Consider the following 26,157-nt stretch of genomic DNA (forward strand, 5'->3'; position numbering starts at 1 on the left):
TCGATTCGGACAGCGGTGATCCGGCATGCTGGGACGGCCGTTCGTCACGTATCGTCGGGCGGGATGTCGCACGGCCCGCGGGGAAGTCGGCGCACCGGTTTCGGCCGGACTGCTGGAAAACCAACCGATAGTGAAGGTGTGCAAGTGATTCGTCGACGCTTCCGGCGGGGCCTGCGAGCCGCGTCCGTTCTGGCGGCAACAGGAATTCTCGCGGGTGTCCTGACCGGGGTCGGTGCGACCACCGCCTCGGCCGACGATCCGATCATCGCGTCCAAGGCGCTGCTGGCCGATCCGAAGGCCCCCGACGGTTCTCACATCACCCGGGCGACCTACACCGACAACCGCAACATCCGCCTGTACGTGTATTCGGCGGCGATGGACGAGACCTATCCGGTGGACGTGCAGCGCCCCGCCGACGCCTCCAAGGCGCGCCCGACGCTGTACCTGCTCAATGGTGCCGGTGGCGGTGAGGACGACGCGTCGTGGGTGAAGAAGACCGACATCGTCAAGGGCTTCCTGAACGACAAGAACGTCAACGTGGTGCAGCCCATCGGCGGTAAGTGGAGCTATTACACCGACTGGATCAAGGACGATCCGGTATTGGGCCGCAACAAGTGGAAGACGTTCTTCACGCAGGAACTGCCGCCGCTGATCAATGCCGCGCTGGGCACCAATGGCGTGAATGCCATTGCGGGCCTGTCGACTTCGGGCACCAGCGTGCTGAATCTGGCGATCGCCAAGCCGGGCCTGTACAAGTCCGTCGCGGCGTACTCCGGGTGCGCGCAGACCGCCGATCCGGTCGGCCGGGAATTCGTGAAGCTCACCGTCAACGTGTGGGGCGGCGGCGACGTGCAGAACATGTACGGCCCCGACGGCGCACCGGCCTGGGCCGCGAACGACCCCTATCTGCACGCCGACAAGCTGCGCGGGATGAACCTCTACATCTCCTCGGGCAACGGCCTGCCGGGCGTGTACGACACCATGAACAACAAGTACGCCCTGCCCGGCGCGTACGGCCTGGCCAACCAGCTGCTGATCGGCGGCGTCATCGAGGCGGGCGTCAACTACTGCTCGCACAACCTGCAGGCCAAGCTGAACTCCCTGCACATCCCCGCCACCTACAACTTCCGCAACTCCGGCACCCACTCCTGGGGCTACTGGCACGACGATTTCCTGAGCTCCTGGCCGGTTCTGGCCAAGGGCCTCGGGCTGTAATCTCGTCCGCTGCAACATATTTCGGAATGGCCGGGGTCTTCGTGACCTCGGCCCTTTCCGTTCCCGAAGCTCCGTCCGAGCGGGATGCCGACGCCCAGGCGCCGAATCGGAGCGAGCGTTGTTCGCATTCGAGACCGAGAGGCTCCCGGAGTCGGACGTAGGCGTGAATGGGAAGATCCGGTGAACCGGTGTGTTCGGCCGATGGCAGTTCGGATGGTCACATTTTCGGCTGACCTATGGACGAAAGTTCGGGTACCCATAAACTGAGAGTGTGAGCATCGCCATCGTCACTCCGGCTGCCGCGCTCCGCCGAGCCCGGTCGGCATCCGTGCTGCTCGGACCCGCATTCGTCGCGGCGATCGCGTACGTGGACCCCGGGAACGTGGCCGCCAACGTCAGCGCGGGCGCGCAGTACGGATATCTGCTGGTCTGGGTGGTCGTGCTGGCCAACGTGATGGCCGCGCTCGTGCAGTACCTGTCCGCGAAACTCGGTGTCGTCACCGGACGTTCGCTACCGGAACTGGTGCGCGCCACGGCCGGCCCGCGGGTCCGCATCGGCTACTGGGCGCAGGCCGAATTGGCCGCCATGGCAACCGATCTCGCGGAGGTCGTCGGCGGCGCGATCGCGCTGCAACTGCTGTTCGGACTGCCGCTGCTGGTCGGTGGGCTGATCACCGGTGTGGTCTCGATGCTGCTGCTGACGGTGCAGAACCGCCACGGTCAGCAGCGTTTCGAACGGTTGATCATCGGCCTGCTGGCGATCATCTCGATCGGATTCGTGGCCAGTCTGGTGATCTCGCCGCCATCGGCCGCCCAGACCGCGGCCGGGCTGCTGCCGCGTTTCCACGACACGCACAGTGTGCTGCTGGCCGCGGCGATGATCGGTGCGACGGTGATGCCGCACGTGATCTACCTGCATTCGGGAATGTCGCGGGATCGGCACGGGCGCACCGACCCCGGCCCGGTCCGCACCCGGTTGCTGCGTGCGAACCGTTGGGACGTCGGCATCGCGATGTTGATCGCGGGCGTGGTGAATCTGTCGATGCTGCTGGTGGCCGCGCACACGTTCGCCGGGCACGGCGAGGTGTCGACCATCCAGGACGCCTACCACGCGGTCCACCACGCGCTCGGCCCGATCGCGGCGCTGCTGCTGGCGATCGGCCTGCTGGCCTCGGGTCTGGCCTCGACCTCGGTCGGCGCCTACGCGGGTGCGATGATCATGGACGGTCTGCTGCGTCGCCGCGTCTCACTGCTGTTGCGCCGCATCGTGACCCTGATCCCCGCGCTGGTGATCCTGGCCGCCGGATTCGACCCGACGCGCGCGCTGATCGTCTCGCAGGTGGTGCTGTCGTTCGGCATCCCGTTCGCACTCGTACCGCTGGTGCGTTTCACCGCGAACCGCACGTTGATGGGCGTCGATGTGAACCATCGCGTCACCACGGCGCTGGCCTGGCTGGTCGCGATCCTGATCACCGCGCTGAACGTATTCCTGATCTACCTGACGATCGCCGGGGGAGCCTAGCCGCTGGACTCCGCGGCCCGCCGGTAGCCCCGAATCGCCGGATACGCGAAGACGACGATCGCGCCGATCGTCCAGGCGAGGGTCTTCAGCAGCGGGGCGGTCACCGCGCCGTCCCAGCTCAGCCCGCGCATGGCGTCGATGGCCGTACTCATCGGCTGATTCGCCACGGTCGACTGCAACCAGGTGGGATAGACCGTGGTGGGCACGAAACCGGAGTTGAAGAACATCAGCAGCGTGTTGAAGATGGCGACGATGTTCACCAGCATCACCCCGCCCGACACCGTGGCCAGCGCGGTCACCAGCACCGCGAACGCCACCCCGAACAGCACCGGAATCGCGATCATCGCCAGCGCGGCCAACGGCCCGTTCCAGAACCTGAACCCGATGCACACCCCGACCACGATCACGAACAACGTGGTGACCAGCACCCGGATCGCCTCGGCCAGCAGCCGCCCGGACAGCCCCGCGGCCCGATGCACCGGCATCGTCCACAGGCGGCCCAGCAGTCCGGTGTACTGCTCGTTCTTGAAGCCCAGCGCGCTGACCACCGCACCCGACATCGCCGCGACCAGCGTGATCATCGGGACGGTCCCGTATTCGCTGGGCATGCCGGTGGCGCGGGTGATCGAATCGCCCAGCACCACGCGCAACATCAGCAGCGTCAACGCGGGATAGATCAGCGTCTGAATGGTCGTCGCCGGATCGCGCGCCCACACCAGCAGCAGCCGCTTGCACTGGATCAGACTGTGCCGCACCCATGCCGAGAGCGCACGCTCGGATTGCGGCGGCACCACCGGCAGTGGAGCCTGCCTCCCGGACGTAGCCACCGACTCGACAACAACGCTCATGCCGTTTCCATGGGGCATGAGCGCGGGGCCTGCGTGGTTACGCTCCGCTGCCGCCTTCGGCCCTGACCCGCTCATGCCCGCCTCACACTCGCCCAGACCGCCAGCGGCACGAAGCAGACCGCGAGCCCGCCCAACCACACCAGCGGCACCCACAGCACATGCCAGCTCACCCCGCTCGCGGCCATATCCCGCAGCGCGAAGGAGAACTGCGAAATCGGCTGATTACGCACGAACGGCCGAATCCACACCGGAAAACCCGTCTCCGGGACGAATCCGCAGGAGAGCATGCCGAAGATCAGCGTGGGCAGCGTCAGCGCCTGACTCAACGATTCCGGACTCTTGGTCAGACAGCCCAGCGCGTCGGCCCCGATGGCCAGCACCGTGCCCACACCGAGCGAGAACACGCAGAACAGCAGCGTCTGCCAGGCGCTCGCATGCAGCCGGAAGCCGATCGCGTAACCGAACACCAGCGCCGCGAGCAGCGAGGTCACCGAGCGGACCAGTCCGGCCGAGAGCCGCGACAGCAGCGGGACCATCCGCCCCACCGGCATCGTCTGCATGCGGGTGTTGAGCCCGCTGGCCGTTTCGAACGCCGCGATCTGCGCATTCGACATCATCGTGAACGACATGGTCTGCAACACGATGATCGGCATCACGAACTGCTGGTAGTCGATTCCGCCCACCCGCATCACGTAGCGCAGCGGCAGATAGAACCCGAACGTGAACACCAGCGGCGTGATCACCGCGACGATCAGTTCCCCCTTGGTGGCCATGGTGCGCACGATCCGCCCGGTCAACGCCCGCCACTGCGCGAACGCGGACGGGCGCACCTCGGTCACCCCGGCGAACAGCGCACTGCCGGATACGGTGAGTTGTTCGGTCACTCGTGCCCGCCCGAATGGCCGGTGATGGACAGGAACACGTCGTCCAGGGAGGGGCGGCGCAGGCCGATGTCGGCGAGTTCGACCCCGCCCGCGTCCAGGCGACGCAGCGCCTCGGACAGGGTGGCCGCGCCCTCGGGTGCGGGGACCGAGATCCGGTCGATCCCGACGGGCTGTTCGGCGAATTCCTTCGCGACCGATTCGGGGACCAGATCGCCCAGCGCCTCGATGGCCGTGACCACCCGGTTCGGATCCAGCGGCACGATCTCGCAGTAGCTGCCGCCGGTCTTCTCCTTGAGTTCGTCGGCGGTTCCCTCGGCGATGACGGTGCCGCGGTCGATGACGATGATGTTGTCGCTGAGCACGTCGGCCTCTTCGAGGTACTGCGTGGTCAGCAGGACCGTGATGCCCTGGTTCTTCAGCGCGATGACCAGATCCCAGACGCCCTGGCGGCTGCGCGGGTCCAGGCCGGTGGTGGGTTCGTCGAGGAAGACCACCTCGGGCCGCACGACCAGCCCGCAGGCGATGTCGACCCGTCGGCGCATACCGCCGGAGTAGCCGCGCACGGCGCGTTTGCCCGCGCTGACCAGGTCGAATTCCTCGAGCAGGGTATCGGCGCGCGCCCGGGCGGCCTTCTTGCCCAGCCCCATCAGCCGACCGAACAGTTCGAGGTTCTCGCGCCCGGACAGGTTCTCGTCCAACGCCGCGTACTGACCGGTCATCATGATGGACCGCCGCACCCCGGCCGGATCGCTGAGCACGTCGTGCCCGGCGACCTGCGCGGCGCCCGAATCGGGTCGCAGCAGGGTGGACAGGATCTTGACGGTGGTGGTCTTCCCCGCGCCGTTGGGCCCCAGGATGCCCAGCACCGAGCCGCGCGCGGCGGAGAAACTGACGCCCTGCAACGCGTGCACGTCGCCGAAGGACTTGCGCACGTCGGCGACCAGGACCGCGGTTTCGGGCGGCGACTCTGCGTTGTCCAAGCTGGGCATCAACTCTCCACTATGGCCGGGGCGGCAATCGGATTGTCCGGATCGCCGTGTTACTGCGTCCCGGTTGGGTGATCCCTTCCACCGGGGGCGATGTTACTGGTACGGAACGACAGCGATGCGGAGCCGCGGGAATATCGCACGGGTGGGCGGCGATGCGGAGTGTGCCATTAACTGTGGCGTTACTCACAGTTTGGGAAACCGTCCGGTTTGCGGTTTGGATCGTCGCAGGTCCGGGGACGAACCGGCCGGTACGGCGAGTGCGACGGAACCTTGTCGCGTGGGCCCGGCCACCCATACTCTTGCCGCAAGGGGAAGAGACGGACACTCATCTGTCTGCGGTGACCACGTCCGGCGAGCAGGACGCCCGGTCGCCGTGGGCTCACGTCGGCGAGAGGGTGACCGATGGCAGAGTCTGCCCGCGGTGTGCATGGCGGGTCCCTGGCCCGCTCGCGAGTTCTGACGTCCTTCGATCCGCGTACCGGCGAAACCGTCGGTGATTACGCGGTGTTGGACCAGGCCGATCTGACGCGCGCGGTGCGCGTCGCGCGGTCCTCCGAGAAATGGTGGGCGGCACTGGGATTCGCGGGACGCAAACGCTGGTTACTGGACTGGAAGCGGGTCATCGTCCGGCGCGCGGGCGAACTGGTGGATCTGATCAGCGCCGAGACCGGCAAACCCGAAGCCGACGCGGCCATCGAGGTGATGCAGGCGGTCGAGAATCTGGACTGGGCCGCGCGCAATGCCGAACGCGCCCTGGGCCGTCGGCGGCTGGGCAGCAGCTGGTTCACCCGCAACGAACGCGCCTCGGTCGGCTATCTGCCGCTCGGTGTGGTGGGCGTGCTCGGCTCGTGGGCCAGCCCGCTCTACACGCCGATGGGTTCGATCGCCTACGCCATGGCCGCCGGTAACGCCGTGATCTTCAAACCCAGCGAACTCACCCCGGGCGTCGGGGTGTGGCTGGCCGAGAGCTGGGCCCGGCTCGCGCCGAATCAGCCTGTGCTGCAAGTGGTCACCGGCGACAGCTCGACCGGCGCGGCGCTGTGTCGCGCGCGGGTGGACAAGATCGCCTACGCGGGTTCGGATGCCGGTGCGCGCGAAGTGATCTCGCTGTGCGCGCAGACCATGACACCGGTGGTGGTGGAGCGTTTCGGCAAGGGGGCCATGGTCGTTCAGGTCGACGCGAAACTCGACGACGCCGCCGAGGCCGCGGTGTTCGGCGCGATGTCCAACGCCGGGCAGAGTCCGGCCGGAATCCAGCGCGCCTACGTCGCGGAATCGGTGTACGAACCGTTCCTGGAGCGGGTCGCCGCGCGCGCGGGCAAGCTGCGGCCCGGCGGCGATCGGCGCGCCTCCTACGGTCCGATGATCCTGGAATCGCAGGTGGAGGTGGTGCGGCGGCAGGTCAAGGACGCCGTCGCGCAGGGCGGGCGGCTGGTCGTCGGCGGTCTGGACTCGATCCGCGAGCCCTACGTCGAGCCGATCGTGCTGGCCGATGTGCCCGAGGATTCCCAGGCCATCACGGGCGAGGCGGCCGGTCCGGTGCTGATCGTGAATCCGGTGGCGAGTATGGACGAGGCCGTCGAGCGGATCAACGCCGCCGAACACGGCCTCGCGGTCGCGGTGTTCACCCGCGACGTCCGGATGGTCCCGGAGTTCGCCGAACGCATCAGAACCGGTGTGGTGACGATCAATTCATCGATGGCGTACGCCGGAATCCCGGCCATGCCCTTCGGCGGCGTCGGCGAGTACGGCCAGGGTCACGCGCACGGCGAGGCGGGCCTGCGCGAATTCACCCGCACCCTGTCCATCGCGCAGAAGCGTTATCGCGGGATGGCGGATCTGGCCACGTTCGACCGGCATCCGCGCACGCTGCGCATGGCCAAGGCCGTTTTCCGGATGCGGCACGGGCAGGGCTGAGCGGGCTCAGTCCTCCGGGCCCAGCAGCACCGCGCGCATGAGTTCGTTGACGCGCGCGAGGCTTTCGGGACGCCGGTCGAACCGGATGCGACGCCCGACGTCGACCACCAGCGCGATCGCGGCGTGCACCCGGAAGCGTGCCTCGGCCGGATCGCCGTCGAGCAGGTTCGCCCACTCCAGGACGTTCTGGCGTTGGATCGCGCGCAGCCGGTGCTGTTCGGCCGCAGGCAGATTCGAGAATTCGGCGAAGTAGACCGGCAGAATCTCGGGCATCGCGAAGGTGAGCCGGGCGAAGCGGTCGGCGATGCGCAGGGCGGCGTCGGCCCGGCTGCTCGCCTCGGCCAGCGCCTCGGCGTTCGCGATCGCGACGCGCTCGCCGGTGCGATGGAACGCCGCGGCCAGCAGATCCGATTTGCTCGGGAAGTAGCGGTACACGCTGGAGGCGTTGATCCCGACGGCCGCGCCGATCTCCTCGATGCTGGCCTCGTGATAGCCCTGGCGGCCGAAGATCCGGATCGCCTCGGTCAGCAACTGCTCGCGTTTGGAACTCAGCGGCAGGCCGCGTGCGGGTAGTTCGGGCGCGGGTTCGGTTGGGGCGGGGGTCAATTCGGCGCGCAGGATCGACCAGCAGATGTCCTGGAGCAGATCGGTCAGCCGCGCGGTGGACAGCGTGGTGCGGTGCAGGGTGATGCTGCCGATCGCGCCCAGCATGCCGGTGCCGAGCACGTTGATGTCGGCCGCGTTGTCCTCGGGACGCAGTGCGGCGATGGCGGATTCGACCCGCGCGTGCAGTTCGTCGTAGATCTTGCGGATGCGGCGACGGTCCTCGGTTTCCAGGTACCGGCGCTCCCACCGGTACAGCCCGCCCTCGCGGCGCACCTCGATGGTGTGTTCGGCCAGGGCGCGGATCTGTGCGGTGAGCCGGGCCTCGGGTTCGAGTGTGGGGTCGTCGGCGGCCTGCGCGGCGTCCAGGAGTATTTGCGCTCCGCCCTCGGCCGCGGCCACCAGCAGTGCGTACTTGTTCCGGAAGTGCCGGTACAGCGCGGGGCCGGAGATGCCGACCTCGGCCGCGATCTCGTCGACACCGACCGGGTGATAGCCGCGTTCGCTGAACGCCTGGGCCGCGACGCGCACGATTTGTGCTTTCCTGTTCTTCGGCCGCCGCCGGACCGTCGTGCCGTCTGCTCGCGCGGAAGCGAGTCCGGACTCGCTGGGATCCGCGACCATGCACCTCTCCTTCTCTCGCACCGCCGCCTGGTTGACAGCGCCGCACAACTCAACCTAAGTTAACCACAATTCGCAATGTTAACCGTCATTCTCGCGCCGCCGCACGCAACGACGGCCTACCTGGGAGTTGTCAATGAGCAACGTCGAGCAGACCACCACTCCGCCGGGCCTGAGTGTCGTCCACGACGGCCGGGTGCTGCGGGTCACCATCGCCAATCCCAAGCGCAAGAACGCGATCAACTACGACGCGATGGTCGCGCTCGGCGACGCGTTCGAGGCCGTCGTCGAGGATCGCACGGTTCGCGCGATCGTGCTGACCGGTGAGGGCTCGGACTTCTGCACCGGCGCGGATCTGTCCGGCGTGGTCTCCGAGGCACAGCGCGGCATCACCCCCGAGATGACCATGGATGCGGCGAACCGGCTGGTCAAGGCCATTGTCGACGCACCGGTCCCGGTGATCGCGCGGATTCGCGGCGCGGCTGCGGGCGTCGGCGTCGCGCTGGCCCTGGCCGCCGACCTGACCTACGCCAGCGATGACGCCTACCTGCTGCTCGCGTTCATCAACATCGGCCTGATGCCCGACGGCGGCGCCGCGGCCATGATCGCCGCCGCGGCCGGTCGCCCGCTCGCCGCCGAGATGGCGCTGCTCGGCGAGCGTCTGCCGATCGCCGACGCGCTCCGCCACGGCCTGGTCACCGGCGTGCTGTCCGCCGAGGAACTCGACGCCAAGGTCGAGGCCGCCGCCGCCAAACTCGCCGCCGGCCCGCGCCGCGCCCTCGAACTCACCAAGAGCGCCCTCAACAACGCCGCCCTGACCTCCCTGGACGCCGCCCTGGCCGCGGAGAAGACCGGCCAGGCCGAACTCCTCCAGTCCCCGGACTTCATGGAGGGCGCCACCGCCATGCTCACCAAGCGCAAGGCCGTTTTCGCGGAGTAGGGCGGTACATCCGCCGTCGCGGGGCCGTCGTCGGCTCCGCGACGGTCGTCCCGCTCCGGTCGTTTCGGGACCGGAGCGGGTTCAGCGTCGCGGGGGCCGGGTTTGCCGGGTGTGGGCGAATGGTGTGCAACATGCGGATGAAGGGTCTCGGCGGGGTGGGGCTACTGTTACCGCATGAATTACCTGGTTATCGGGGCAACTGGGTGTATCGGTCGGTATCTCGTCCCAGAGTTGCTGAAGCGTAGCGGTGATATTCATGTGATGGTGCGGCCCGGCGGTGATCCGGCGTACCGGTTCGATCGGTGTGCGCGGGAGTGGGGTGGGGGTGAGCGAGTGTGGCGGGTGCGTGGGGATCTCGGCGCGCCCGGACTCGGGATCGATGCGGATTGGGTTGTGGCGCATCGTGGTTCGATCGATCATGTGATTCACCTGGGGGTCGGGTACGACGCGGCGGGGCTGGGCGCGGGGACCGCGCATGTCGTGGAACTCGCCGAGCGGCTGGAAGCCGGTGCGCTGCACCACATGTCGAGTGTGGAGGTGGCCGGGTCGGCGGAAGGGCTGTTCGGCGAGGACATGTTCGACGTCGGGCAGGTGCTGCCGACGCCGCAGCAGCGTGCCGCGTTCGAGGCCGAGCGGATCGTGCGCGAACGGGCGGCGGTGCCGTGGCAGATCTATCGGCCCTCGATCGTGGTCGGTCACTCCCGCACCGGCGAGATCGATCGGATCACCGGGCCGTACTACTTCTTCCGGCTGCTGCGGATGGCCGCCCAGCTGCCGCGAATCCTGCCGATCCTGGTGCCTAAGCTGGGCGAAACCAATATGGTGCCGGTGGATTTCGTCGTCCGGGCGCTGGGGCACATCGTGCATCGACCGGTCGTCGGCAGGACCACCTACCATCTGGTCGACCCGCGTCGGCAGAGCGCCGCCGAGGTGCTCAACCTGTTCGCCGACGAGGCGGGCGCGCCGCGTCTGATGGAGGTCATGCCGCGTCAGACCGTGGATATGATGCTGCGGGTCCCGGGCGTCGGCGCGATCCTGCCGCATCTGGGCGTGCCACGAGAAGTGTTGGAGCAGAACGAGTTCGGCTGCTGGTTCGACTGCCGCAACACGACCGCCGCGTTGGCTGGTACCGATATTCGCGTGCCGCCGATGGCGGGGTACGCGCCGGTCATCTGGAAATACTGGATCGAGAACTGGGTGTGAGGCGGCGGGGTCCGGCGCTATCGGATCTCGTCGAACGCCGCCTCGGCGCGGTCCCTGGCGGGCGCGTATTCGTAACCCACCCAACGGTTTCGGTTGGTCCAGCCGACCAGGTCGTAACGCCAGCGGAACGGCCAGGTACGGGCGACGGTCATGAACAGGACCTTGGCCAAGGGGGCGTAGTCGGCGTGCGCGGACAGCAGTGCGTGTTGCTCTCGCGGCGAGGCGGTGAAGAACGCCTCGAACATCGAAATCGATTGGGCGGTAGTCAATCTGCCGAGACCGTAGACCCCGCGCATGCGCATCCAGTAGACCAGTCGTGCCTCCCACGGCCACAGCTCCTGGGCCGGATCGCGGCCCGCGCGCAATGCGTCGATCGCGGTGTCCACCAGGGCGAGTGAATCGGCCACGCTGTATCCGGTGCACGGGTGCATCATCCCGCCCCGGGAGCCGAACGGGACGGCGTCCGTCGCGCGGGCGGCGGCGCGCATCGCGGGCGGCGGCTGATCCAGCGGATAGTGCGCGGCCTCGCTCGGTTCGTCGCCGCGCAACGTGATCCCATGTGCGGCAAGGCGATTGAGTGTTCGTCGCCGCAACTCCCGCTGCGGCATCCCACCGCGCAACCCCAGGCTGGTCTCCTCGAAGATCACCGTGCCGTCACCCAACGGCACCGAGTACAGGAACGACGGCGGCTCATCCGGACCGGCCCCGTTCTCATCGCGCCAATCCAGCAGCAGCCCTTCGCCATCGGCGACCATCGGTGCGGCGCGCTCGGCGTCGACGAAGATGCCGTGCGCGCTCGCGGTCCGGCGCGCGCCCGGTGAAGGTAGTCCTCGGGTATCGAAAACCGTTGCGGCCGTGACGATCGTGCCGTCGTCGAGTTCGACCCGGTGCGCACCCACCGACGTCGCCCGGCCGGTCAGCACCGTCGCGTCGTCGAGCGGAAGTGCCTCGCGCAGACCGGGTTTCGACAACACGCAGTACGGCCGCTCGATCCGGTGCGCGGTCTTCGTCCACACCGTCGGCGCCTCGATCCGCTGCGCGATCGTGCTGTGCGGCAACCACTGCGGCAATTCGTCGATCCAGCACGAGAATGTCGGCGGCCATAGCCGCTCGGGTCGCGGATCCACCGCCACCACCCGCATCCCCGCCCGCACCGCCCGATGCGCCAGCCCCCGCCCGGTGGGCCCCAACCCCACCACGCAGAGATCCGCCTCCCCGACACGCTGACCACTCATATCTCTCATTGAATCAGCTGTGCCGGGGCGGGCGGTATCCGCGTGGCGGCCCACCGGAGATCGCGCGGCTCAGAGCTGCATCTCGCCGCCGTCGATGTAGAGGTTCGAACCCACGACGAAACTGCTGTCCGCCGAGGCGAGGAACATGACGGCCCCGGCGACCTCCGCCGGGGTGCCGATCCGGCCGATCGGAACGTTCGCCGCGAAACCGGCTCTGACCGCGGCGGCGTCCTGCGGACCCCCGATCGCGGCGAGCGCGGCGGTGTCGATGGTGCCCGGGGCGATCGCGTTGACCCGGATGCCGCGCCCCTCGAGTTCGCTGGCCCAGGTGCGGGTGAAGGAGCGCAGCGCGGCCTTGGAAGCGGCGTACGCGCCGAATGCCGCCATCCCGTCGTCGGCGCGGACGGACGTGTTCACGATGACGGTCGCGCCGTCGTTGAGCAGCGGCAATGCCTTGCGTACGGTCTGGAGCGTGCCCCACACGTTGGTTTCGAAGATCGTGTCGAAGTGTTCGCGGGTGGTCTGTTCGAGCGTCGCGAAGGCTCCCGTTCCGGCGTTGGCGAACAGCGTGTCCAGCCCTTTCCCGCGCGCCGCGACGGCCTCGTAGAGCCGATCGAGGTCGGCCGGATTCGCGATGTCGCCCGGTACGGCGGTGGCCGATCCGAGCGTCTCGACCGTCGCGTTCAGCTCGTCCACCCGTCGCCCGGTGACGAATACGTGCGCCCCCTCCGCCGCGAAGCGTTCCGCGGCGGCCCGGCCGATACCGCTGCTGCCGCCGGTCACGACCGCCGTCCTGCCGTCCAGTTGTCCCACGATTGCCCACCTTCCGTATATCTGTACTAATCGGTACTGATGGAACGTTAGCAGATCGGTACCGATCGGTGCAGAATTGGTGTGATCGGCGACGGTGGTCGTGACAAAGCGCAGCGGCTTGCGGAACCGGCCGTCGGCTGCGAGGGGCTCATCGTCGGGGTGCGCATCGGCCGTCGGTGGCTGCTCGGTGGGCCGGTTTCGTTGTCGGGGCGTGCCCGGCTGCTCGGATGTGCTCCGGAAATTCGACTGCGTCTGAAAAATTTATTCCAGTACGGATGAATCCGCTTCGGAACGAATTCATGAGGCGTTCTGCTTTATGTGCACTTGGGTGGCATTTCGGGTTACTAATCAAGTGCTCATCGGTTCAAATGGAACGATGCGTATTGGAACGTGGGGAACGATATGTTTCGAGCTGTGAAAAGCTCGGGTGAATTTGTCGGTTCGTGGGCGTACCTTGTGTCGCGTGACTGATGAGCGATGTGATTCGGATGGTGGCCGGGATGTCGAGGACGAATTATGTGCCGTGGATGATCTCGGCGATTTGTGGGATCTGGACGAGGAGCAATTCGGTGAGTTGGAGGACGGGCTGAACGATCTCGAAGACGGGCGGTTCCGTGAACTCGTTGCGGCGCTGTGTCCCGATCCGGTCGAGCGGGAGCATTGGTTGATCGCGATGTCGCCCGAATTCATGCCGCTGCTCGCGGTCCTGGTCGGACCGGTGGCGAAGGCTGTTATCGCGAAGGGCGCGATAACGACGCTCGCGGAGATCTACGAAGCGCGCGGTGAGGTGCGGGGCCGGGCGGCGGCGCTGCTCGAGCTGCTGACCGACAGGTTCGGCGCGGCGGCTGTCGGCTCGGTCGAGGAGGCGGTCCGCGCGGCCGATATCGACCGGTTGACCCTGTGGAATCGGCGCGTGCCGAGCGCGGACAGCCTCGAAGCGGTGCTGGTCTGAGCGGCGCTTATTTGGGGGTGACCCAGGTGGTGATGTCGGCGTGGACCACCTCGACGCCCTGCTTGTCGTAGATCGAGACCGGGACGACGAGGTCTCGGCCCTCGGTGATCGCGCCGAAATCGGGAACCTCGGGGAGTTGCGCGACCGCGCGCAGGCCCGATTCGGCCTTGGCCAGGTATTGCACGTTCATGGCCTTGGGGATCCAGCGGTGCGTGGTCGGCACGGTGGCCTCGCTGAGCATGCCCATCGCGACCTCGGCGAGATTGCAGGCCGCGATCGCGTGGAAGGTGCCGATGTGATTGTGGATGCCGAACCACTTCGGCGCGGTGACCTCGCAGACGCCCGGTTCGAGCCGCACGACGTTCGGCGCCACGGTCCCGAAGTACGGCACCCGCGCGATCATGCCCAGGGAGAACAGCGCATGCCCGATGCGGTTGTCGGGCAGCTTCTTCCAGCCGCGGAAGGTGGCGGTCTCGTTCGTCATGCCCCGTATCTTACTCGAAAGTAAGTTAGTGGCGGGCGGGGCTTGGGCATACTCCTGGATCATGTCGCAGGAGGGGAGCAGGGACACCTGGCTGTCTCGGTTGCGTTTTCTCGCCGTGGTCGCGTTGTGCGGGGCGTGTTTTCTGGTGCCGGGCACATACGGGCAGGCTGCGGTCTATCTGACCGGGGAACGGGTGTCTGCCACGATCGATCACTGTGCGCTGATGGGGGAGAAGCGCCACTTCGGCTATCACTGTGCGGCCACGTGGCGCTATCGCGATGCTGTTCGTTCGGGTGATATCCACGGAATTCGCGACGACAGGCGGCCGGGGGCGGCGGTGGCCGTGCGTGCCGACGCCGATACCGCTGTGACGGACAGTCCGGGCTGGCTCGTCTGGTTCTCGATCGGCGTTTCGGCCGCGCTCGTGCTGGTCGTGTTGATCGTTCGTTTGTTCCTCCGGCTGATCCGGGCGACCGCTCCCGAGTCTCCTTCGGGCACGACCCGGAGCTGAACGGCTCGGGGGATACTCGTGGATTCCTCGGGGGCATCACCCGTGTGGGGGAGGGGGTATCAGCTTGTGAGGGGATGGAATTGGGGGTGAGCGTTTCTACGATGAGCTGATGATGGCGGTCGGATGGGGAGTGCTGCGGCGGCTCGGGCTGTTGGTGGGGGTGGTGCTGTTGGTGGGGGTGGCGGCTGGTGGGGGTGCGGGGGCCGATTCGCCTTCTTCGGGTGGGGATGTGGCTGTCGCGCAGACGCTGGGGGATCGGGAGCTGACTGTCGTGTTGCGGCGGGTTACCTCGGTGCCGGGGCCGTTGCAGGTCGAGGTGGTTACTCATGCGGGGAGCGCGGGTGGGCGGCTGACGTTGGGGTTGACGCCGGTGGGGGCGTCTTCGAAGGGTGAGTTGCCTGCGCCGGGGGCGCCGACCGATCGCGGGGTTGTGCAACTGCGGGATGCGGCGGGGATGTATTCCACGACGTTGCGGGTGGATCGGGCGGGGCCTTGGGAATTGGCCGTGGGGGATGGGCGGGAGGTGGCGCGGATTCCGTTCGTGGTGTCGAAGCAGGTGACCACGCCGCCGGAACGATTCGTGTACGGGGGATTCCTGGCTGCCGGTGTGCTGCTGCCGGTTTCGATCGTGGTGGCGGTTCGGGCTCGGCGCAGTGCGTGGGCGCTGGTGCCCGCCGGGGGGATGGTGGCGGGGTTGGCGGTGGCGATCACGGCGGCGGTGCTGTCGGCCTCGTTGCCGCTGCCGCCGCAGCCGGGGGTGCAGTTGGATCCCGACGTGGACAATGTCAGCAACCCGTATGCCCTTGGGCGGCCGTTGATTTCGGACTTCTCCCGGCCGCCGGCACTGCTCACGCTGTCCGGTGCGCCGTTGACCGCGGGGCAGGCCGGTGACCTGGATCTGAATCTGACCGATGCCGCCACCGGCGCGCCCGTCGACGATCTGGTCATCGAGGACAGCGCGCTCATCCATCTGCTGATCGTCGGCCCCGGCGGTCAACTCTGGCATCTGCATCCGATCCGAATTGCCCCGGGCCACTTCAGGATTCACCTCACCCCGCCCGAGGGTGGACGCTACGCGCTGTCCGCCGAACTGGCGCGGCGCGGTGGAGGTGTGCAAATGGTCCGCGCCGCAAGCGGTTTCACGGTCGCGGCGGGACAGAATGCGAGTACTCCGTTGCCGCACACCGCGAATCCGGTACACCTGGGTGCAGGTGTCATGACCGTGTCGACCGCTGTCGACACCACCCCGATCGCCGTGACCACCACCGCCGCAACCGCCGGCACACCCGTGACCCTCACCGCGACCGTCGGCAGCACCTCCGATCTGCAACCCTGGCTCGGCATGGTCGGCCACATGATCGTGGCCGGACCACTGCCCGATTCGGACACCGACATCGGCGCCGCGGTCCAGAGCGCCCCGATCTGGGGTCACGCACATTCCATGGGCGGCATGTCGATGCCGGGTATGAACAGCCAATCCAGCGGCGGTGCAACAACTTCCGAGATGCCACCGCTGTCGGACATGCCAGGAATGAACAACAGTTCCGGCACGAGCACCCCGCCGATGCCGGATATGCCCGGCATGAACGGTGATTCCGGAACGGGCAACGGCACGAGTACTTCCTCGGCATCGAATCCTCCTGGTGCGCAAGGAACTTCAGGAACATCCGCACCGGTAATGCCGGGCATGAACGGACCCGTCACGAGCAGTTCGATGCCGGGGACGAACAGTGCGAGCCCCGGCGGCGCGATGCTGATGCTCCCGGTGAACGGTGACAGCGCACCCGACGAAACCGTCGCCGCCTACGGCCCGCAAGTCCCGTTCACCTACACCTTCGCGACCCCCGGCCACTACCGGATCTGGATCCAGGTCGAACGGAACTACACCGTGCTCACCATCCCGATCGTTCTCGATGTCGCCGCGGGAGGTGCGCGATGACCGAAACGACCTCTCGTGCCCGAACGCTACGGGTGACGGTGATCCTCGCGGCGGTGGTCGCGCTGGTCGCCGTGGTCGGGTGGTTGATGTGGCCGAGTCCGCCGGGGCATCTCGTAATGCACACCGGCACAGCGGATCACATCGTCACTGTGACATTGGACAGTGCGCGGATGGGGGATACCGGGATCGATATCGAACTCACCGATCGGTCGGGGCGAGCGGTGCGCGACGCGGTCGTCCGGGTGCAGGCGTTGGAACCCCGGATGGGGTATTCGGATGCGCCGGTTACGGCTTCGGCCGGTGGCGCGGGGCGATATCGGGTCGCGGATATGGCGTTCATGATGACCGGGCCGTGGGAGTTGCGACTGTCCATCGGGACAGGTGCGACGACCGAGCAACTGTCCGTGCCGTTGTGGATCAGTGGATGAACAGCAGTGGTGCGACGGCACCGGAAGGGAGGCTCGGGATGAGTACGCACGATCGGAAATCTGTCGTACCCCTGATGCATACTCGGGACAGGACAACCGGATCGCAGGAGAAGGTGGGGGAGCGGCTATGAGTACCTCGATTCCGTTCGACGCGGCACAGGGTGGGGAGCGGCCGGTCACGGCCGATCGGATAACCGTCGCCGACAGCACCGGGGCGGCGGCCCGCGCGGGAGCCTGGGTGGTGCTGCTCGGCATCGTGGTCACCACGGTCGGCACCAGCTGGGATATCCAGTGGCACGACGAAGTCGGTCCGGACACCTTCTTCACGCTGCCGCACCTGTTCCTCTATTCCGGCAGCGCGATCTCCGGATTCGCCAGTCTCGCCCTGGTCGTCCTGATGACCTCGGCGCAGCGCGCGGGCCGGGCGGCGCCGCGGGCGGGCGGCACCCCGATCCGGGTCTTCGGCGGCACCCTCACCGCCCCGATCGGCTATATGGTCTCCGGCGCGGGTGCGGCATTGTTCCTGCTCTACGGCCTGTTCGACCTGGAGTGGCATGCGATCTACGGATTCGACGCGGTGCTGAACACCCCGTCGCACGTGGCGCTGTTCCTCTCCATCTCGACGACCATGATCGGCAGCGTCATCGTGTTCTCCGCGCACCGCGACGAACTCTGGGGTCGCATCGGGCTGATCTTCGCGATCGTCCTGCTGATCTCCTACGCCCCGATCCCCGCCGACGGGCTGAACAATCTGCCGCTGCCCGTCGACGCGATCGTCGCGGCCACCGTCCTGTTCGCGCCGATGCTGCTCATCATGGGCGCACTCGTCCTCGAACGCGCGGGTTCGGCCCTGGCCATCGGTGTCGCGATGAGCCTCGTGCAGGGGCTGCTGTGGTGGTTCTCCCCGTGGGCCGCGCACGTGTACGCCTCGGCGGTGGGCCTGCCGCTGCGCGACGGGCTGCTACCGCTGCCGCCCGCGTTCCCGAGCATCATGCCGATGTTCCTGATCGTCGCCGCGGTGGCCGTGGAAGGCATGTTCGCCCTGGCCCGCGCCCGGAATCTGGGGCCGCAGCGCACGCTGCTGGCGACCGGCGTGGTCACGGGCGTGATCCTCGGCATCGGCCTGCCGCTCCAGGCGGTCCTGACCGATCCCGTCGCGCACATCGCCGCGTCGATGTTCGTCGTCATCGGCCTCCTCGGAGTTCCGTTCGGGCTGGTGGCCGGATACTTCGGTGGACGTTTCGCCGCCATGCTGCGCACCCTCGCGCCGCTGTCGACCGCGCGGGAGACGTTGTGAGCCAACGACTTACCGCGCGCCGCACACCTGTGCTCACGCTGCGTCGGCTGGGGGTGCTCCTGCTGACGGTCGCCACCCTGGGCCTGCTCACCGCGGGCCCGGCCGCGGCCTATCAACCGGTGAACATCGTGCACACCGAGCGCGTCCAGGTCGGCCCGTACGGCGTCACCGTCGGCTTCACCACCTGGCCGATCCGCGCCATGCAGTCGCTGGACTTCACCTTCCTGCCCGACGGCGGCATCGCCGGAAAATCCGGCACGCTGAAGATCAACGGCCCCGATCGCCGCGCCACCCGCCGCATCCAGCCGCTCGTGCGGCACCCGCGCAAACGCGACTCCTGGGGCCTGGACGTCAGGGCGCTCGACGCGCCCGGCGGTTACAGCTTCACATTCACGATCGACGGCCCACAGGGGCATGGCGAGGGCACATTGCCGGGTGTGCAGGTCCTCGATCAGCCCGGTCCGCCGCTGCCGTTGAGTTGGACCCTCGGCCTGCTACCGCTGGCCGGACTGGTGGTCTTCCTCCTCGTCGTCTGGCGCCGACTACGCCCCGGGAAGCTGCCGTTGACCATCTGACGCGGCTATAACGCGGGGTCACCGGACTCACAGCACCCCGATTTGATGTCCGCGCCGGGGCTCGTGCATACTTGTCGGGTTGCCTTCACCGGGTGGCCTGTGTCTGTATCGGTGAAGGCGGGCAGTACCCAATCAGTATTCGCGGCGAGTCCGGCGCGAATACGTCCGGGACAGCGTTCTACCGGCCCAATGAAGAGTTGCTCAGGGCCGAAGAATGAGCGGTAAGGCGACACGCCCGACCGCGTGTACCGGAAGAACCATGACAGATGAACAGCGGCGATGGATCGGGCACGTCTTCACGACGAGATTCCGGTCGGGGCAAGTACTGACGCGTCTGCTGTCTTCGTAGGTTCGGGCATGCAAATGAGGGTGCTTCGGGAGGCGACTCCCGGATCACGACGAAAGCGGAGAAAAGGACACTCAGCGTGGCGGGACAGAAGATCCGCATCAGGCTCAAGGCCTACGACCATGAGGCGATCGACGCGTCTGCGCGCAAGATCGTCGAGACGGTGACCCGCACCGGTGCCCGCGTCGTCGGGCCGGTGCCGTTGCCGACCGAGAAGAACGTGTACTGCGTCATCCGTTCGCCGCACAAGTACAAGGACTCGCGCGAGCACTTCGAGATGCGTACGCACAAGCGGCTGATCGACATCCTCGACCCGACGCCGAAGACGGTGGACGCGCTCATGCGCATCGACCTCCCGGCCAGCGTCGACGTCAACATTCAGTGACGGGGACTTCGAATATGACTGACAACAAGAGCCGTCCGGCCGCGGGCATCCTGGGCACCAAGCTCGGCATGACCCAGGTCTTCGACGACAAGAACCGCGTCGTTCCCGTGACCGTCGTCAAGGCGGGCCCGAACGTCGTTACCCAGATCCGCACCGTGGAGCGCGACGGCTACTCCGCCGTTCAGGTCGCGTTCGGCGCGATCGACCCGCGCAAGGTGAACAAGCCGGAGTCCGGCCAGTTCACCAAGGCCGGTGTCACCCCGCGCCGCCACGTCGCCGAGATCCGCGTGGCCGACGCCTCGACCTTCGAGGTGGGCCAGGAGATCAACGCCGAGGTGTTCGAAGAGGGCGCCTACGTCGACGTGACCGGAACCAGCAAGGGTAAGGGCTTCGCCGGCACCATGAAGCGTCACGGCTTCAAGGGCCAGGGCGCCTCGCACGGTGCGCAGGCCGTGCACCGCCGCCCGGGTTCGATCGGTGGCTGCTCCACTCCCGGCCGCGTGTTCAAGGGCATGCGGATGTCGGGCCGGATGGGTAGCGACCGCGTCACCACGCAGAACCTCTCGGTCCACAAGGTGGACGCCGAGAACGGCCTGCTGCTGATCAAGGGTGCGATCCCGGGCCGCAAGGGCGGCGTCGTGATCGTCAAGAGTGCAGTGAAGGGTGGTGCCCGGGCATGAGCACCGAGACAGCGACCGCTGAAAAGAAGACCAACCTGACGCTTCCGGTCAAAGAGCCGGGCGGCAAGACCAACGGCACCGTCGAGCTCCCCGCGGAGATCTTCGACGTCACCGCCAACGTCGCGCTGATGCACCAGGTGGTCGTGGCCCAGCAGGCCGCGGCTCGCCAGGGCACGCACGCGACCAAGACCCGCGGCGAGGTCCGCGGTGGTGGCAAGAAGCCGTACCGGCAGAAGGGCACCGGCCGCGCCCGTCAGGGTTCGACCCGCGCGCCGCAGTTCACCGGCGGTGGCACCGTGCACGGCCCGCAGCCGCGTGACTACTCGCAGCGTCTGCCCAAGAAGATGAAGGCCGCCGCCCTGCGTGGCGCGCTGTCGGACCGGGCGCGGAACGAGCGGATCCACGTGATCACCGAACTCGTTGCGGGACAGACGCCTTCGACCAAGACCGCCAAGAACTTCCTGGCCGAACTGTCGGAGCGCAAGAACATCCTGGTCGTCGTCGGCCGCGAGGATGCCACCGCGTGGAAGAGCGTGGCGAACCTGCAGGGCGTGCACCCCATCGCTCCCGACCAGCTGAACACCTACGACGTCCTCAAGAGCGACGACGTGATCTTCTCGGTCGAGGCGCTCAACGCCTTCGTGCACGGCCCCGCCGAAGCTGCACAGGAGGAGAGCAAGTGACCACCATCGCCGACCCCCGCGACATTCTGCTCGCGCCGGTGATCTCCGAGAAGTCCTACGGACTGATCGAGGAAGGCACCTACACCTTCCTGGTGCACCCGGACTCGAACAAGACGCAGATCAAGATCGCCGTCGAGAAGGTTTTCGGCGTCAAGGTGACCAGCGTCAACACCGCCAACCGTCAGGGCAAGCGCAAGCGGACCCGCTTCGGTTACGGCCAGCGCAAGAGCACCAAGCGCGCGCTCGTGACCATCTCGGCCGACAGCAAGCCCATCGAGATCTTCGGAGGCTCTGTCGCGTAAGCGGCGGAGAATCCAGAAAGCAGAGAAGAACTCATGGCAATCCGTAAATACAAGCCGACGACGCCGGGCCGTCGTGGCGCGAGCGTCTCGGACTTCGCCGAGATCACTCGCTCCACCCCGGAGAAGTCGCTGCTGCGTCCGCTGAGCAAGTCCGGCGGTCGTAACGCGCACGGCCGGATCACCACCCGGCACCGCGGCGGCGGCCACAAGCGCGCCTACCGTCTGATCGACTTCCGTCGACTGGACAAGGACGGCGTGCCGGCCAAGGTCGCGCACATCGAGTACGACCCGAACCGCACCGCCAACATCGCGCTGCTGCACTACGCGGACGGCGAGAAGCGCTACATCATCGCGCCCAAGGGTGTCACCCAGGGCACGAAGATCGAGTCGGGCGCCGGCGCTGACATCAAGCCGGGCAACAACCTGCCGCTGCGCTCGATCCCGACCGGTACCACCGTGCACGCGGTGGAGCTGCGTCCCGGCGGCGGCGCCAAGCTGGCCCGCTCGGCCGGTATGAGCATCCAGCTGCTGGGTAAGGAAGGCGCCTACGCCGTCCTGCGTATGCCCTCCGGCGAGATCCGCCGCGTCGATGTGCGCTGCCGCGCCACCATCGGCGAGGTCGGCAACGCCGAGCAGTCGAACATCAACTGGGGCAAGGCCGGCCGCATGCGGTGGAAAGGCAAGCGCCCCACGGTCCGAGGCGTCGTGATGAACCCCGTCGACCACCCGCACGGTGGTGGTGAGGGCAAGACCTCCGGTGGTCGCCACCCGGTCTCGCCCTGGGGTCAGCCGGAAGGCCGTACTCGTAAACCCAACCGTCCGAGCGACAAGCTCATCGTCCGCCGTCGCGGCAAGAAGCGCTAAGAGGAGGTTAAGACATGCCACGCAGCCTGAAGAAGGGCCCGTTCGTCGACGAACACCTCCTCAAGAAGGTGGACGTCCAGAACGAGAAGAACACCAAACAGGTCATCAAGACCTGGTCGCGGCGTTCGACCATCATCCCCGATTTCATCGGCCACACGTTCTCGGTCCACGACGGCCGCAAGCACGTGCCGGTGTTCGTGTCGGAGAACATGGTCGGGCACAAGCTCGGTGAGTTCGCGCCGACCCGCACGTTCCGGAGCCACGTCAAGGAAGATCGGAAGAGCAAGCGGCGATGAGCGAATCGAACACAGCAACGGTTCAGAATCCGACCGCACGCGCGACCGCCAAGCACGTCCGCGTGACGCCGATGAAGGCGCGCCGGGTCGTGGACATGGTTCGCGGTCAGCGGGTCGAGGACGCGCTGAACATCCTGAAGTTCGCGCCGCAGGCGGCGAGCGAGCCGGTCGCCAAGGTCGTGGCCTCGGCCGCGGCCAACGCCGAGAACAACCTGGGCCTGAACCCGGCGACGCTGGTCATCTCGACCGCGTACGTCGACGAGGGCGCGACCATGAAGCGCTTCCAGCCGCGGGCCCAGGGCCGTGCGTTCCGGATCCGTAAGCGCACCAGCCACATCACCATCGAGGTCGAGAGCGTGCCCACTGCCGCCCCGGCTCGTAGCCGCCGGAAGGGAGGGGCCAAGTAAATGGGACAGAAAATCAACCCCCATGGCTTCCGACTCGGTATCACCACCGACTGGAAGTCGCGTTGGTACGCGGACAAGCAGTACGCGGACTACGTGAAGGAAGACGTCGCGATCCGCAAGCTGCTCGCCACGGGCATGGAGCGGGCCGGCATCTCGAAGGTCGAGATCGAGCGCACTCGTGATCGCGTCCGGGTGGACATCCACACCGCGCGTCCGGGCATCGTGATCGGCCGTCGTGGCGCGGAGGCCGACCGCATCCGCGCCGAGCTGGAGAAGCTCACCAAGAAGCAGGTTCAGCTGAACATCCTCGAGGTCAAGAACCCCGAGTCGGATGCGCAGCTGGTCGCTCAGGGTGTGGCCGAGCAGCTCTCGAACCGTGTGGCGTTCCGTCGCGCGATGCGCAAGGCCATCCAGTCGGCCATGCGTTCGCCGAACGTCAAGGGCATCCGGGTGCAGTGCTCGGGTCGCCTCGGCGGCGCGGAAATGTCGCGTTCGGAGTTCTACCGCGAGGGTCGCGTTCCGTTGCACACGCTGCGTGCGGACGTCGACTACGGCCTGTACGAGGCTCGGACCACCTTCGGCCGGATCGGCGTGAAGGTCTGGATCTACAAGGGCGACATCGTCGGCGGCAAGCGTGAGGTCACGGCCAGCGCTGCTCCGTCCGGTGAGCGTCGCGAGCGTCGGGAGCGGCCGAACCGTCCGCGGCGGTCCGGGTCGTCCGGTACCACCGCGACCAGCACCGAGGCCGGGCGCGCCGCCACCGCGGCGGACGCTCCGGCGCAGACATCCCAGGAGGGCTGACCCATGCTGATGCCTCGCAAGGTCAAGCACCGCAAGCAGCACCACCCGGGCCGCTCCGGCATGGCCAAGGGCGGCACGGCGGTGACGTTCGGCGAGTACGGCATCCAGGCTCTGGAGCCCGCCTACGTCACCAACCGGCAGATCGAGTCGGCGCGTATCGCGATGACCCGCCACATCAAGCGTGGCGGCAAGATCTGGATCAACATCTACCCGGATCGCCCGCTCACCAAGAAGCCCGCCGAGACCCGCATGGGTTCCGGTAAGGGTTCTCCCGAGTGGTGGATCGCGAACGTGAAGCCCGGCCGGGTGATGTTCGAGATGAGTTATCCGAACGAGGAGACCGCTCGTGAGGCCCTGCGCCGCGCGATGCACAAGCTCCCGATGAAGTGCAGGATCGTGACGAGGGAGGAGCAGTTCTGATGAGCGGAACACCGGCCGCAGAGCTGCGGGACAAGGATCAGGACGAGCTCGTCGCCGCACTGCGTGAGGCGAAGGAAGAGCTGTTCAACCTGCGCTTCCAGATGGCGACGGGTCAGATGACGAACAACCGTCGGCTGCGTGTGGTCCGCCACGAGATCGCGCGCATCTACACGGTCATGCGCGAGCGTGAGCTCGGTCTGGCCACCGGTCCCAAGACTGAGGGAGACGCCGCATGAGCGACGCGAAAGGCCCGGCCAAGACGTCGGCCAAGGAGACGGAGCGTGGCAGCCGCAAGGTTCGCGTCGGCTACGTCGTCTCGGACAAGATGAACAAGACGATCGTCGTCGAGCTGGAAGACCGTCACCGGCACTCGCTCTACGGCAAGATCATTCGCACCACCTCCAAGGTGAAGGCGCACGACGAGAACGAGACCGCCGGTGTCGGCGACCGCGTTCAGCTGATGGAGACCCGTCCGCTGTCGGCCACCAAGCGCTGGCGTCTGGTCGAGGTCCTGGAGCGGGCCAAGTAAACCCCCTCCTCGCCTGAGTCGAAACCCGAAGGCCCGCTTCCCGTTCCGGGAGGCGGGCCTTCGGCATATCGATGGTGTGCGACGCCGGTGGCCATTCGTCGTTCGGTTGGGGTCGGCGGGTTCGGGGGCGTAGCGGGTGGGTTGCGAGTTCGGGGGTGGGATGGGGCTACTGGTGGAAAGATTCGGGTTGGTGGAATACGCTTCGCGCGGAGAAAACCGCGTATGGAGGGATGATGTGACCACCCCGAGCACGGTCCGACAGGGGGCCGGGGGAACTGGCGAGCGGCCTATGGTGCCACTGACGAAGCTGGTTCATTTGATGGCCGAATACCAGAAGTTGGGTGCGCATCGGCAGACGTTTCTGCCTGCGTCGATGAGTGAGGACACCTTCGTGCGGGCCTGCGGGCTGATCGCGGGTGGGCTGGCGATCGTCGCGGGGATCTGCGCGACGGCTTCGTGGTGGACCGGCACGATCGTATTCGCGATCATCGCGTTGATTCCGCTGGTGGCGGCCTGGTTGCGGGGCAGTCTCACCGGGGCGGTGCGGACGGCGCGGATGGATCTGTTCGACCACGGGCTGACCGTGTACCGGTCGGGGCAGGAGATCGCCGCATTCCGTTGGGACACAGCCGAAGTGCGGCAGTCGGTGATCCCCTCGCGCGGGGCGGCGGCCGCGGCGAGCACCGAGTATTCGATGACGCTCGACGGGCCGGACGGATCGCACGAATCCTTCGACGAACGGCAGTTCGACGGTGCGCACGAGTGGGGTCCGGCGATCCAATCCGCTGTGACCGCAACGCAACTCCCGCGCGCGGTGGCCGCGATCGATTCCGGACAACAGGTGTCGTTCGGCGAAATCGCCGTGGACCTGGGCGAATTGACGTTCGCGGGCGTGAACTACCCGTGGGAGCAGGTCGATACGATCGACGCCCAGGGTGGTCTGATCCGATTCAAATCCGGTAGTCGCTGGGTTACGTTGCCGCCCATCGAGGACATTCCGAACTTCTACATCTTCAACGAGGTCGCCGAACGGTTGCGCATCGCCGCCGCGACTGAGTTGGCCGAGGTCGCCGGGAATCGGTCCGAGACGGTCGAGTCCGAAACCGTTGGTACGGCTCCGGATCCGGCGCACGCCGTTGTCGAGACTCCGGAGGCGGAAACGCCGCGTGACGAGTCGCACGATATCGAGACGCCAGGTGACCACTCGCACGACGCCGAGATGTCGTCTCGGGTCGAGACATCGAGCGATGAGTCGCACGAAGCCGAAATTCCGGGCGACGAGTCTCACGACGTCGAGGTACCGCTTCAGGTTGAGACATCGGGGGATGAGTCGCACGACGCCGAACTGCCGGGCGACCGGTTACGCGACGCCGAGGCGCCGAGCGAATTGTCACATCAGGTCGTGACTCGTTCCGAGGTGTGACTCGCTGGGAAGATTCGGCAAGGGGGAAGATCCCCTGCCGGAGCC

At 67.2% G+C, this 26,157-nt stretch carries 30 protein-coding genes; 23 read left to right on the plus strand and 7 right to left on the minus strand.

Annotation, left to right across the window (positions count from 1 at the left end; all coding sequences use genetic code 11):
* Positions 1–219: 219 nt before the first annotated feature.
* Both NRB20_RS30495 and NRB20_RS30500 read left to right on the plus strand, forming a co-directional pair.
* Positions 220–1,215, plus strand: coding sequence for an alpha/beta hydrolase (locus tag NRB20_RS30495; RefSeq protein WP_227834039.1), 996 nt, complete (start codon positions 220–222; stop codon positions 1,213–1,215).
* A 271-nt stretch (positions 1,216–1,486) separates the two neighbouring features.
* Positions 1,487–2,737, plus strand: a complete 1,251-nt coding sequence (locus NRB20_RS30500) for an Nramp family divalent metal transporter (protein WP_319945600.1) — start codon at positions 1,487–1,489, stop codon at positions 2,735–2,737.
* Here the strand turns inward: NRB20_RS30500 and NRB20_RS30505 are convergent.
* The 3 genes from NRB20_RS30505 to NRB20_RS30515 all read right to left on the minus strand — a co-directional run bounded on the left by NRB20_RS30505 (position 2,734) and on the right by NRB20_RS30515 (position 5,458).
* Positions 2,734–3,585 (minus strand): ABC transporter permease, encoded by an 852-nt coding sequence (locus tag NRB20_RS30505; RefSeq protein ID WP_153414875.1) that lies wholly within the window; start codon positions 3,583–3,585, stop codon positions 2,734–2,736. The two genes, NRB20_RS30500 and NRB20_RS30505, sit on opposite strands and share 4 nt — an antisense overlap.
* A gap of 71 nt (positions 3,586–3,656) precedes the next feature.
* Entirely contained in the window at positions 3,657–4,469 is an 813-nt protein-coding gene (locus tag NRB20_RS30510; protein ID WP_319945601.1) for an ABC transporter permease, read from the minus strand.
* Positions 4,466–5,458, minus strand: a complete 993-nt coding sequence (locus NRB20_RS30515) for an ATP-binding cassette domain-containing protein (RefSeq protein ID WP_153414876.1) — start codon at positions 5,456–5,458, stop codon at positions 4,466–4,468. The genes NRB20_RS30510 and NRB20_RS30515 overlap by 4 nt, the downstream gene beginning before the upstream one ends.
* Positions 5,459–5,860: 402 nt before the next feature.
* Here NRB20_RS30515 and NRB20_RS30520 point away from each other — a divergent pair, with 402 nt between their 5' ends.
* On the plus strand, positions 5,861–7,375 hold the full coding sequence (locus tag NRB20_RS30520) for an aldehyde dehydrogenase family protein (protein ID WP_153414877.1): 1,515 nt from the start codon (positions 5,861–5,863) through the stop codon (positions 7,373–7,375).
* A gap of 6 nt (positions 7,376–7,381) precedes the next feature.
* Here NRB20_RS30520 and NRB20_RS30525 read toward each other — a convergent pair whose 3' ends face one another.
* Positions 7,382–8,602, minus strand: coding sequence for a TetR/AcrR family transcriptional regulator (locus NRB20_RS30525; RefSeq protein ID WP_153414878.1), 1,221 nt, complete (start codon positions 8,600–8,602; stop codon positions 7,382–7,384).
* Between the two features lie 133 nt (positions 8,603–8,735).
* Between NRB20_RS30525 and NRB20_RS30530 the strand changes: the two genes are divergently transcribed.
* The gene (locus tag NRB20_RS30530) at positions 8,736–9,539 is read left to right on the plus strand and encodes an enoyl-CoA hydratase-related protein (RefSeq protein WP_153414879.1); all 804 of its coding nucleotides are present in this window, start codon (positions 8,736–8,738) and stop codon (positions 9,537–9,539) included.
* Between the two features lie 174 nt (positions 9,540–9,713).
* On the plus strand, positions 9,714–10,742 hold the full coding sequence (locus tag NRB20_RS30535) for an SDR family oxidoreductase (protein ID WP_153414880.1): 1,029 nt from the start codon (positions 9,714–9,716) through the stop codon (positions 10,740–10,742).
* A 17-nt stretch (positions 10,743–10,759) separates the two neighbouring features.
* Here NRB20_RS30535 and NRB20_RS30540 read toward each other — a convergent pair whose 3' ends face one another.
* Positions 10,760–11,977, minus strand: a complete 1,218-nt coding sequence (locus NRB20_RS30540; protein WP_153414881.1) for a lycopene cyclase family protein — start codon at positions 11,975–11,977, stop codon at positions 10,760–10,762.
* Between the two features lie 69 nt (positions 11,978–12,046).
* Positions 12,047–12,790 carry an SDR family NAD(P)-dependent oxidoreductase gene (locus tag NRB20_RS30545; protein ID WP_319945602.1) on the minus strand — a complete coding sequence of 248 codons (744 nt, stop codon included), beginning with the start codon at positions 12,788–12,790 and terminating at the stop codon, positions 12,047–12,049.
* Between the two features lie 463 nt (positions 12,791–13,253).
* Between NRB20_RS30545 and NRB20_RS30550 the strand changes: the two genes are divergently transcribed.
* A complete protein-coding gene (locus tag NRB20_RS30550) occupies positions 13,254–13,742 on the plus strand; it encodes a hypothetical protein (RefSeq protein WP_153414883.1) in 489 nt (162 codons plus the stop codon).
* A 7-nt stretch (positions 13,743–13,749) separates the two neighbouring features.
* On the opposite strand, the gene NRB20_RS30555 is transcribed toward NRB20_RS30550, so the two are convergent.
* Entirely contained in the window at positions 13,750–14,226 is a 477-nt protein-coding gene (locus NRB20_RS30555) for a hotdog fold domain-containing protein (protein ID WP_153414884.1), read from the minus strand.
* Positions 14,227–14,326: 100 nt separating this feature from the next.
* Between NRB20_RS30555 and NRB20_RS30560 the strand changes: the two genes are divergently transcribed.
* The 17 genes from NRB20_RS30560 (at position 14,327) to NRB20_RS30640 (ending at position 26,112) form a co-directional block, all read left to right on the plus strand.
* Positions 14,327–14,737: a hypothetical protein gene (locus tag NRB20_RS30560; RefSeq protein WP_153414885.1), complete on the plus strand. Its 411-nt coding sequence runs from the start codon at positions 14,327–14,329 to the stop codon at positions 14,735–14,737.
* 109 nt (positions 14,738–14,846) lie between these two features.
* Positions 14,847–16,676, plus strand: coding sequence for a hypothetical protein (locus NRB20_RS30565; RefSeq protein ID WP_153414886.1), 1,830 nt, complete (start codon positions 14,847–14,849; stop codon positions 16,674–16,676).
* Complete coding sequence (locus NRB20_RS30570; RefSeq protein WP_153414887.1) at positions 16,673–17,104, plus strand: FixH family protein; 432 nt, start codon at positions 16,673–16,675, stop codon at positions 17,102–17,104. Before NRB20_RS30565 ends, NRB20_RS30570 begins: the two co-directional genes overlap by 4 nt.
* A 127-nt stretch (positions 17,105–17,231) precedes the next feature.
* Entirely contained in the window at positions 17,232–18,401 is a 1,170-nt protein-coding gene (locus NRB20_RS30575; protein ID WP_153414888.1) for a hypothetical protein, read from the plus strand.
* 53 nt (positions 18,402–18,454) lie between these two features.
* Complete coding sequence (locus NRB20_RS30580; RefSeq protein ID WP_406603899.1) at positions 18,455–18,976, plus strand: hypothetical protein; 522 nt, start codon at positions 18,455–18,457, stop codon at positions 18,974–18,976.
* Between the two features lie 425 nt (positions 18,977–19,401).
* Positions 19,402–19,707 (plus strand): 30S ribosomal protein S10, encoded by a 306-nt coding sequence (gene rpsJ, locus NRB20_RS30585; RefSeq protein ID WP_003938093.1) that lies wholly within the window; start codon positions 19,402–19,404, stop codon positions 19,705–19,707.
* Positions 19,708–19,721: 14 nt separating this feature from the next.
* On the plus strand, positions 19,722–20,387 hold the full coding sequence (gene rplC / locus NRB20_RS30590; RefSeq protein WP_153414889.1) for a 50S ribosomal protein L3: 666 nt from the start codon (positions 19,722–19,724) through the stop codon (positions 20,385–20,387).
* A complete protein-coding gene (rplD, locus tag NRB20_RS30595) occupies positions 20,384–21,070 on the plus strand; it encodes a 50S ribosomal protein L4 (RefSeq protein ID WP_153414890.1) in 687 nt (228 codons plus the stop codon). The genes rplC and rplD overlap by 4 nt, the downstream gene beginning before the upstream one ends.
* A complete protein-coding gene (gene rplW, locus NRB20_RS30600) occupies positions 21,067–21,372 on the plus strand; it encodes a 50S ribosomal protein L23 (RefSeq protein WP_319945603.1) in 306 nt (101 codons plus the stop codon). The genes rplD and rplW overlap by 4 nt, the downstream gene beginning before the upstream one ends.
* Positions 21,373–21,405: 33 nt before the next feature.
* Positions 21,406–22,236: a 50S ribosomal protein L2 gene (rplB, locus tag NRB20_RS30605; RefSeq protein WP_153414891.1), complete on the plus strand. Its 831-nt coding sequence runs from the start codon at positions 21,406–21,408 to the stop codon at positions 22,234–22,236.
* 14 nt (positions 22,237–22,250) lie between these two features.
* Complete coding sequence (rpsS, locus tag NRB20_RS30610) at positions 22,251–22,532, plus strand: 30S ribosomal protein S19 (protein WP_025347177.1); 282 nt, start codon at positions 22,251–22,253, stop codon at positions 22,530–22,532.
* Positions 22,529–22,939, plus strand: a complete 411-nt coding sequence (rplV, locus tag NRB20_RS30615; RefSeq protein WP_153414892.1) for a 50S ribosomal protein L22 — start codon at positions 22,529–22,531, stop codon at positions 22,937–22,939. The genes rpsS and rplV overlap by 4 nt, the downstream gene beginning before the upstream one ends.
* A complete protein-coding gene (rpsC, locus tag NRB20_RS30620) occupies positions 22,940–23,740 on the plus strand; it encodes a 30S ribosomal protein S3 (protein WP_153414893.1) in 801 nt (266 codons plus the stop codon).
* A gap of 3 nt (positions 23,741–23,743) precedes the next feature.
* On the plus strand, positions 23,744–24,160 hold the full coding sequence (rplP, locus tag NRB20_RS30625; protein WP_040818442.1) for a 50S ribosomal protein L16: 417 nt from the start codon (positions 23,744–23,746) through the stop codon (positions 24,158–24,160).
* Positions 24,157–24,396, plus strand: coding sequence for a 50S ribosomal protein L29 (gene rpmC, locus NRB20_RS30630; protein WP_040818715.1), 240 nt, complete (start codon positions 24,157–24,159; stop codon positions 24,394–24,396). The genes rplP and rpmC overlap by 4 nt, the downstream gene beginning before the upstream one ends.
* Positions 24,393–24,689, plus strand: a complete 297-nt coding sequence (gene rpsQ / locus NRB20_RS30635) for a 30S ribosomal protein S17 (protein WP_153414894.1) — start codon at positions 24,393–24,395, stop codon at positions 24,687–24,689. The genes rpmC and rpsQ overlap by 4 nt, the downstream gene beginning before the upstream one ends.
* Positions 24,690–25,008: 319 nt before the next feature.
* On the plus strand, positions 25,009–26,112 hold the full coding sequence (locus NRB20_RS30640; protein ID WP_194290064.1) for a DUF6585 family protein: 1,104 nt from the start codon (positions 25,009–25,011) through the stop codon (positions 26,110–26,112).
* Positions 26,113–26,157: the final 45 nt, after the last annotated feature.

The sequence above is a fragment of the Nocardia macrotermitis genome (assembly GCF_009604405.1).
In the GTDB taxonomy this organism is placed as follows: Bacteria; Actinomycetota; Actinomycetes; order Mycobacteriales; family Mycobacteriaceae; genus Nocardia; species Nocardia macrotermitis.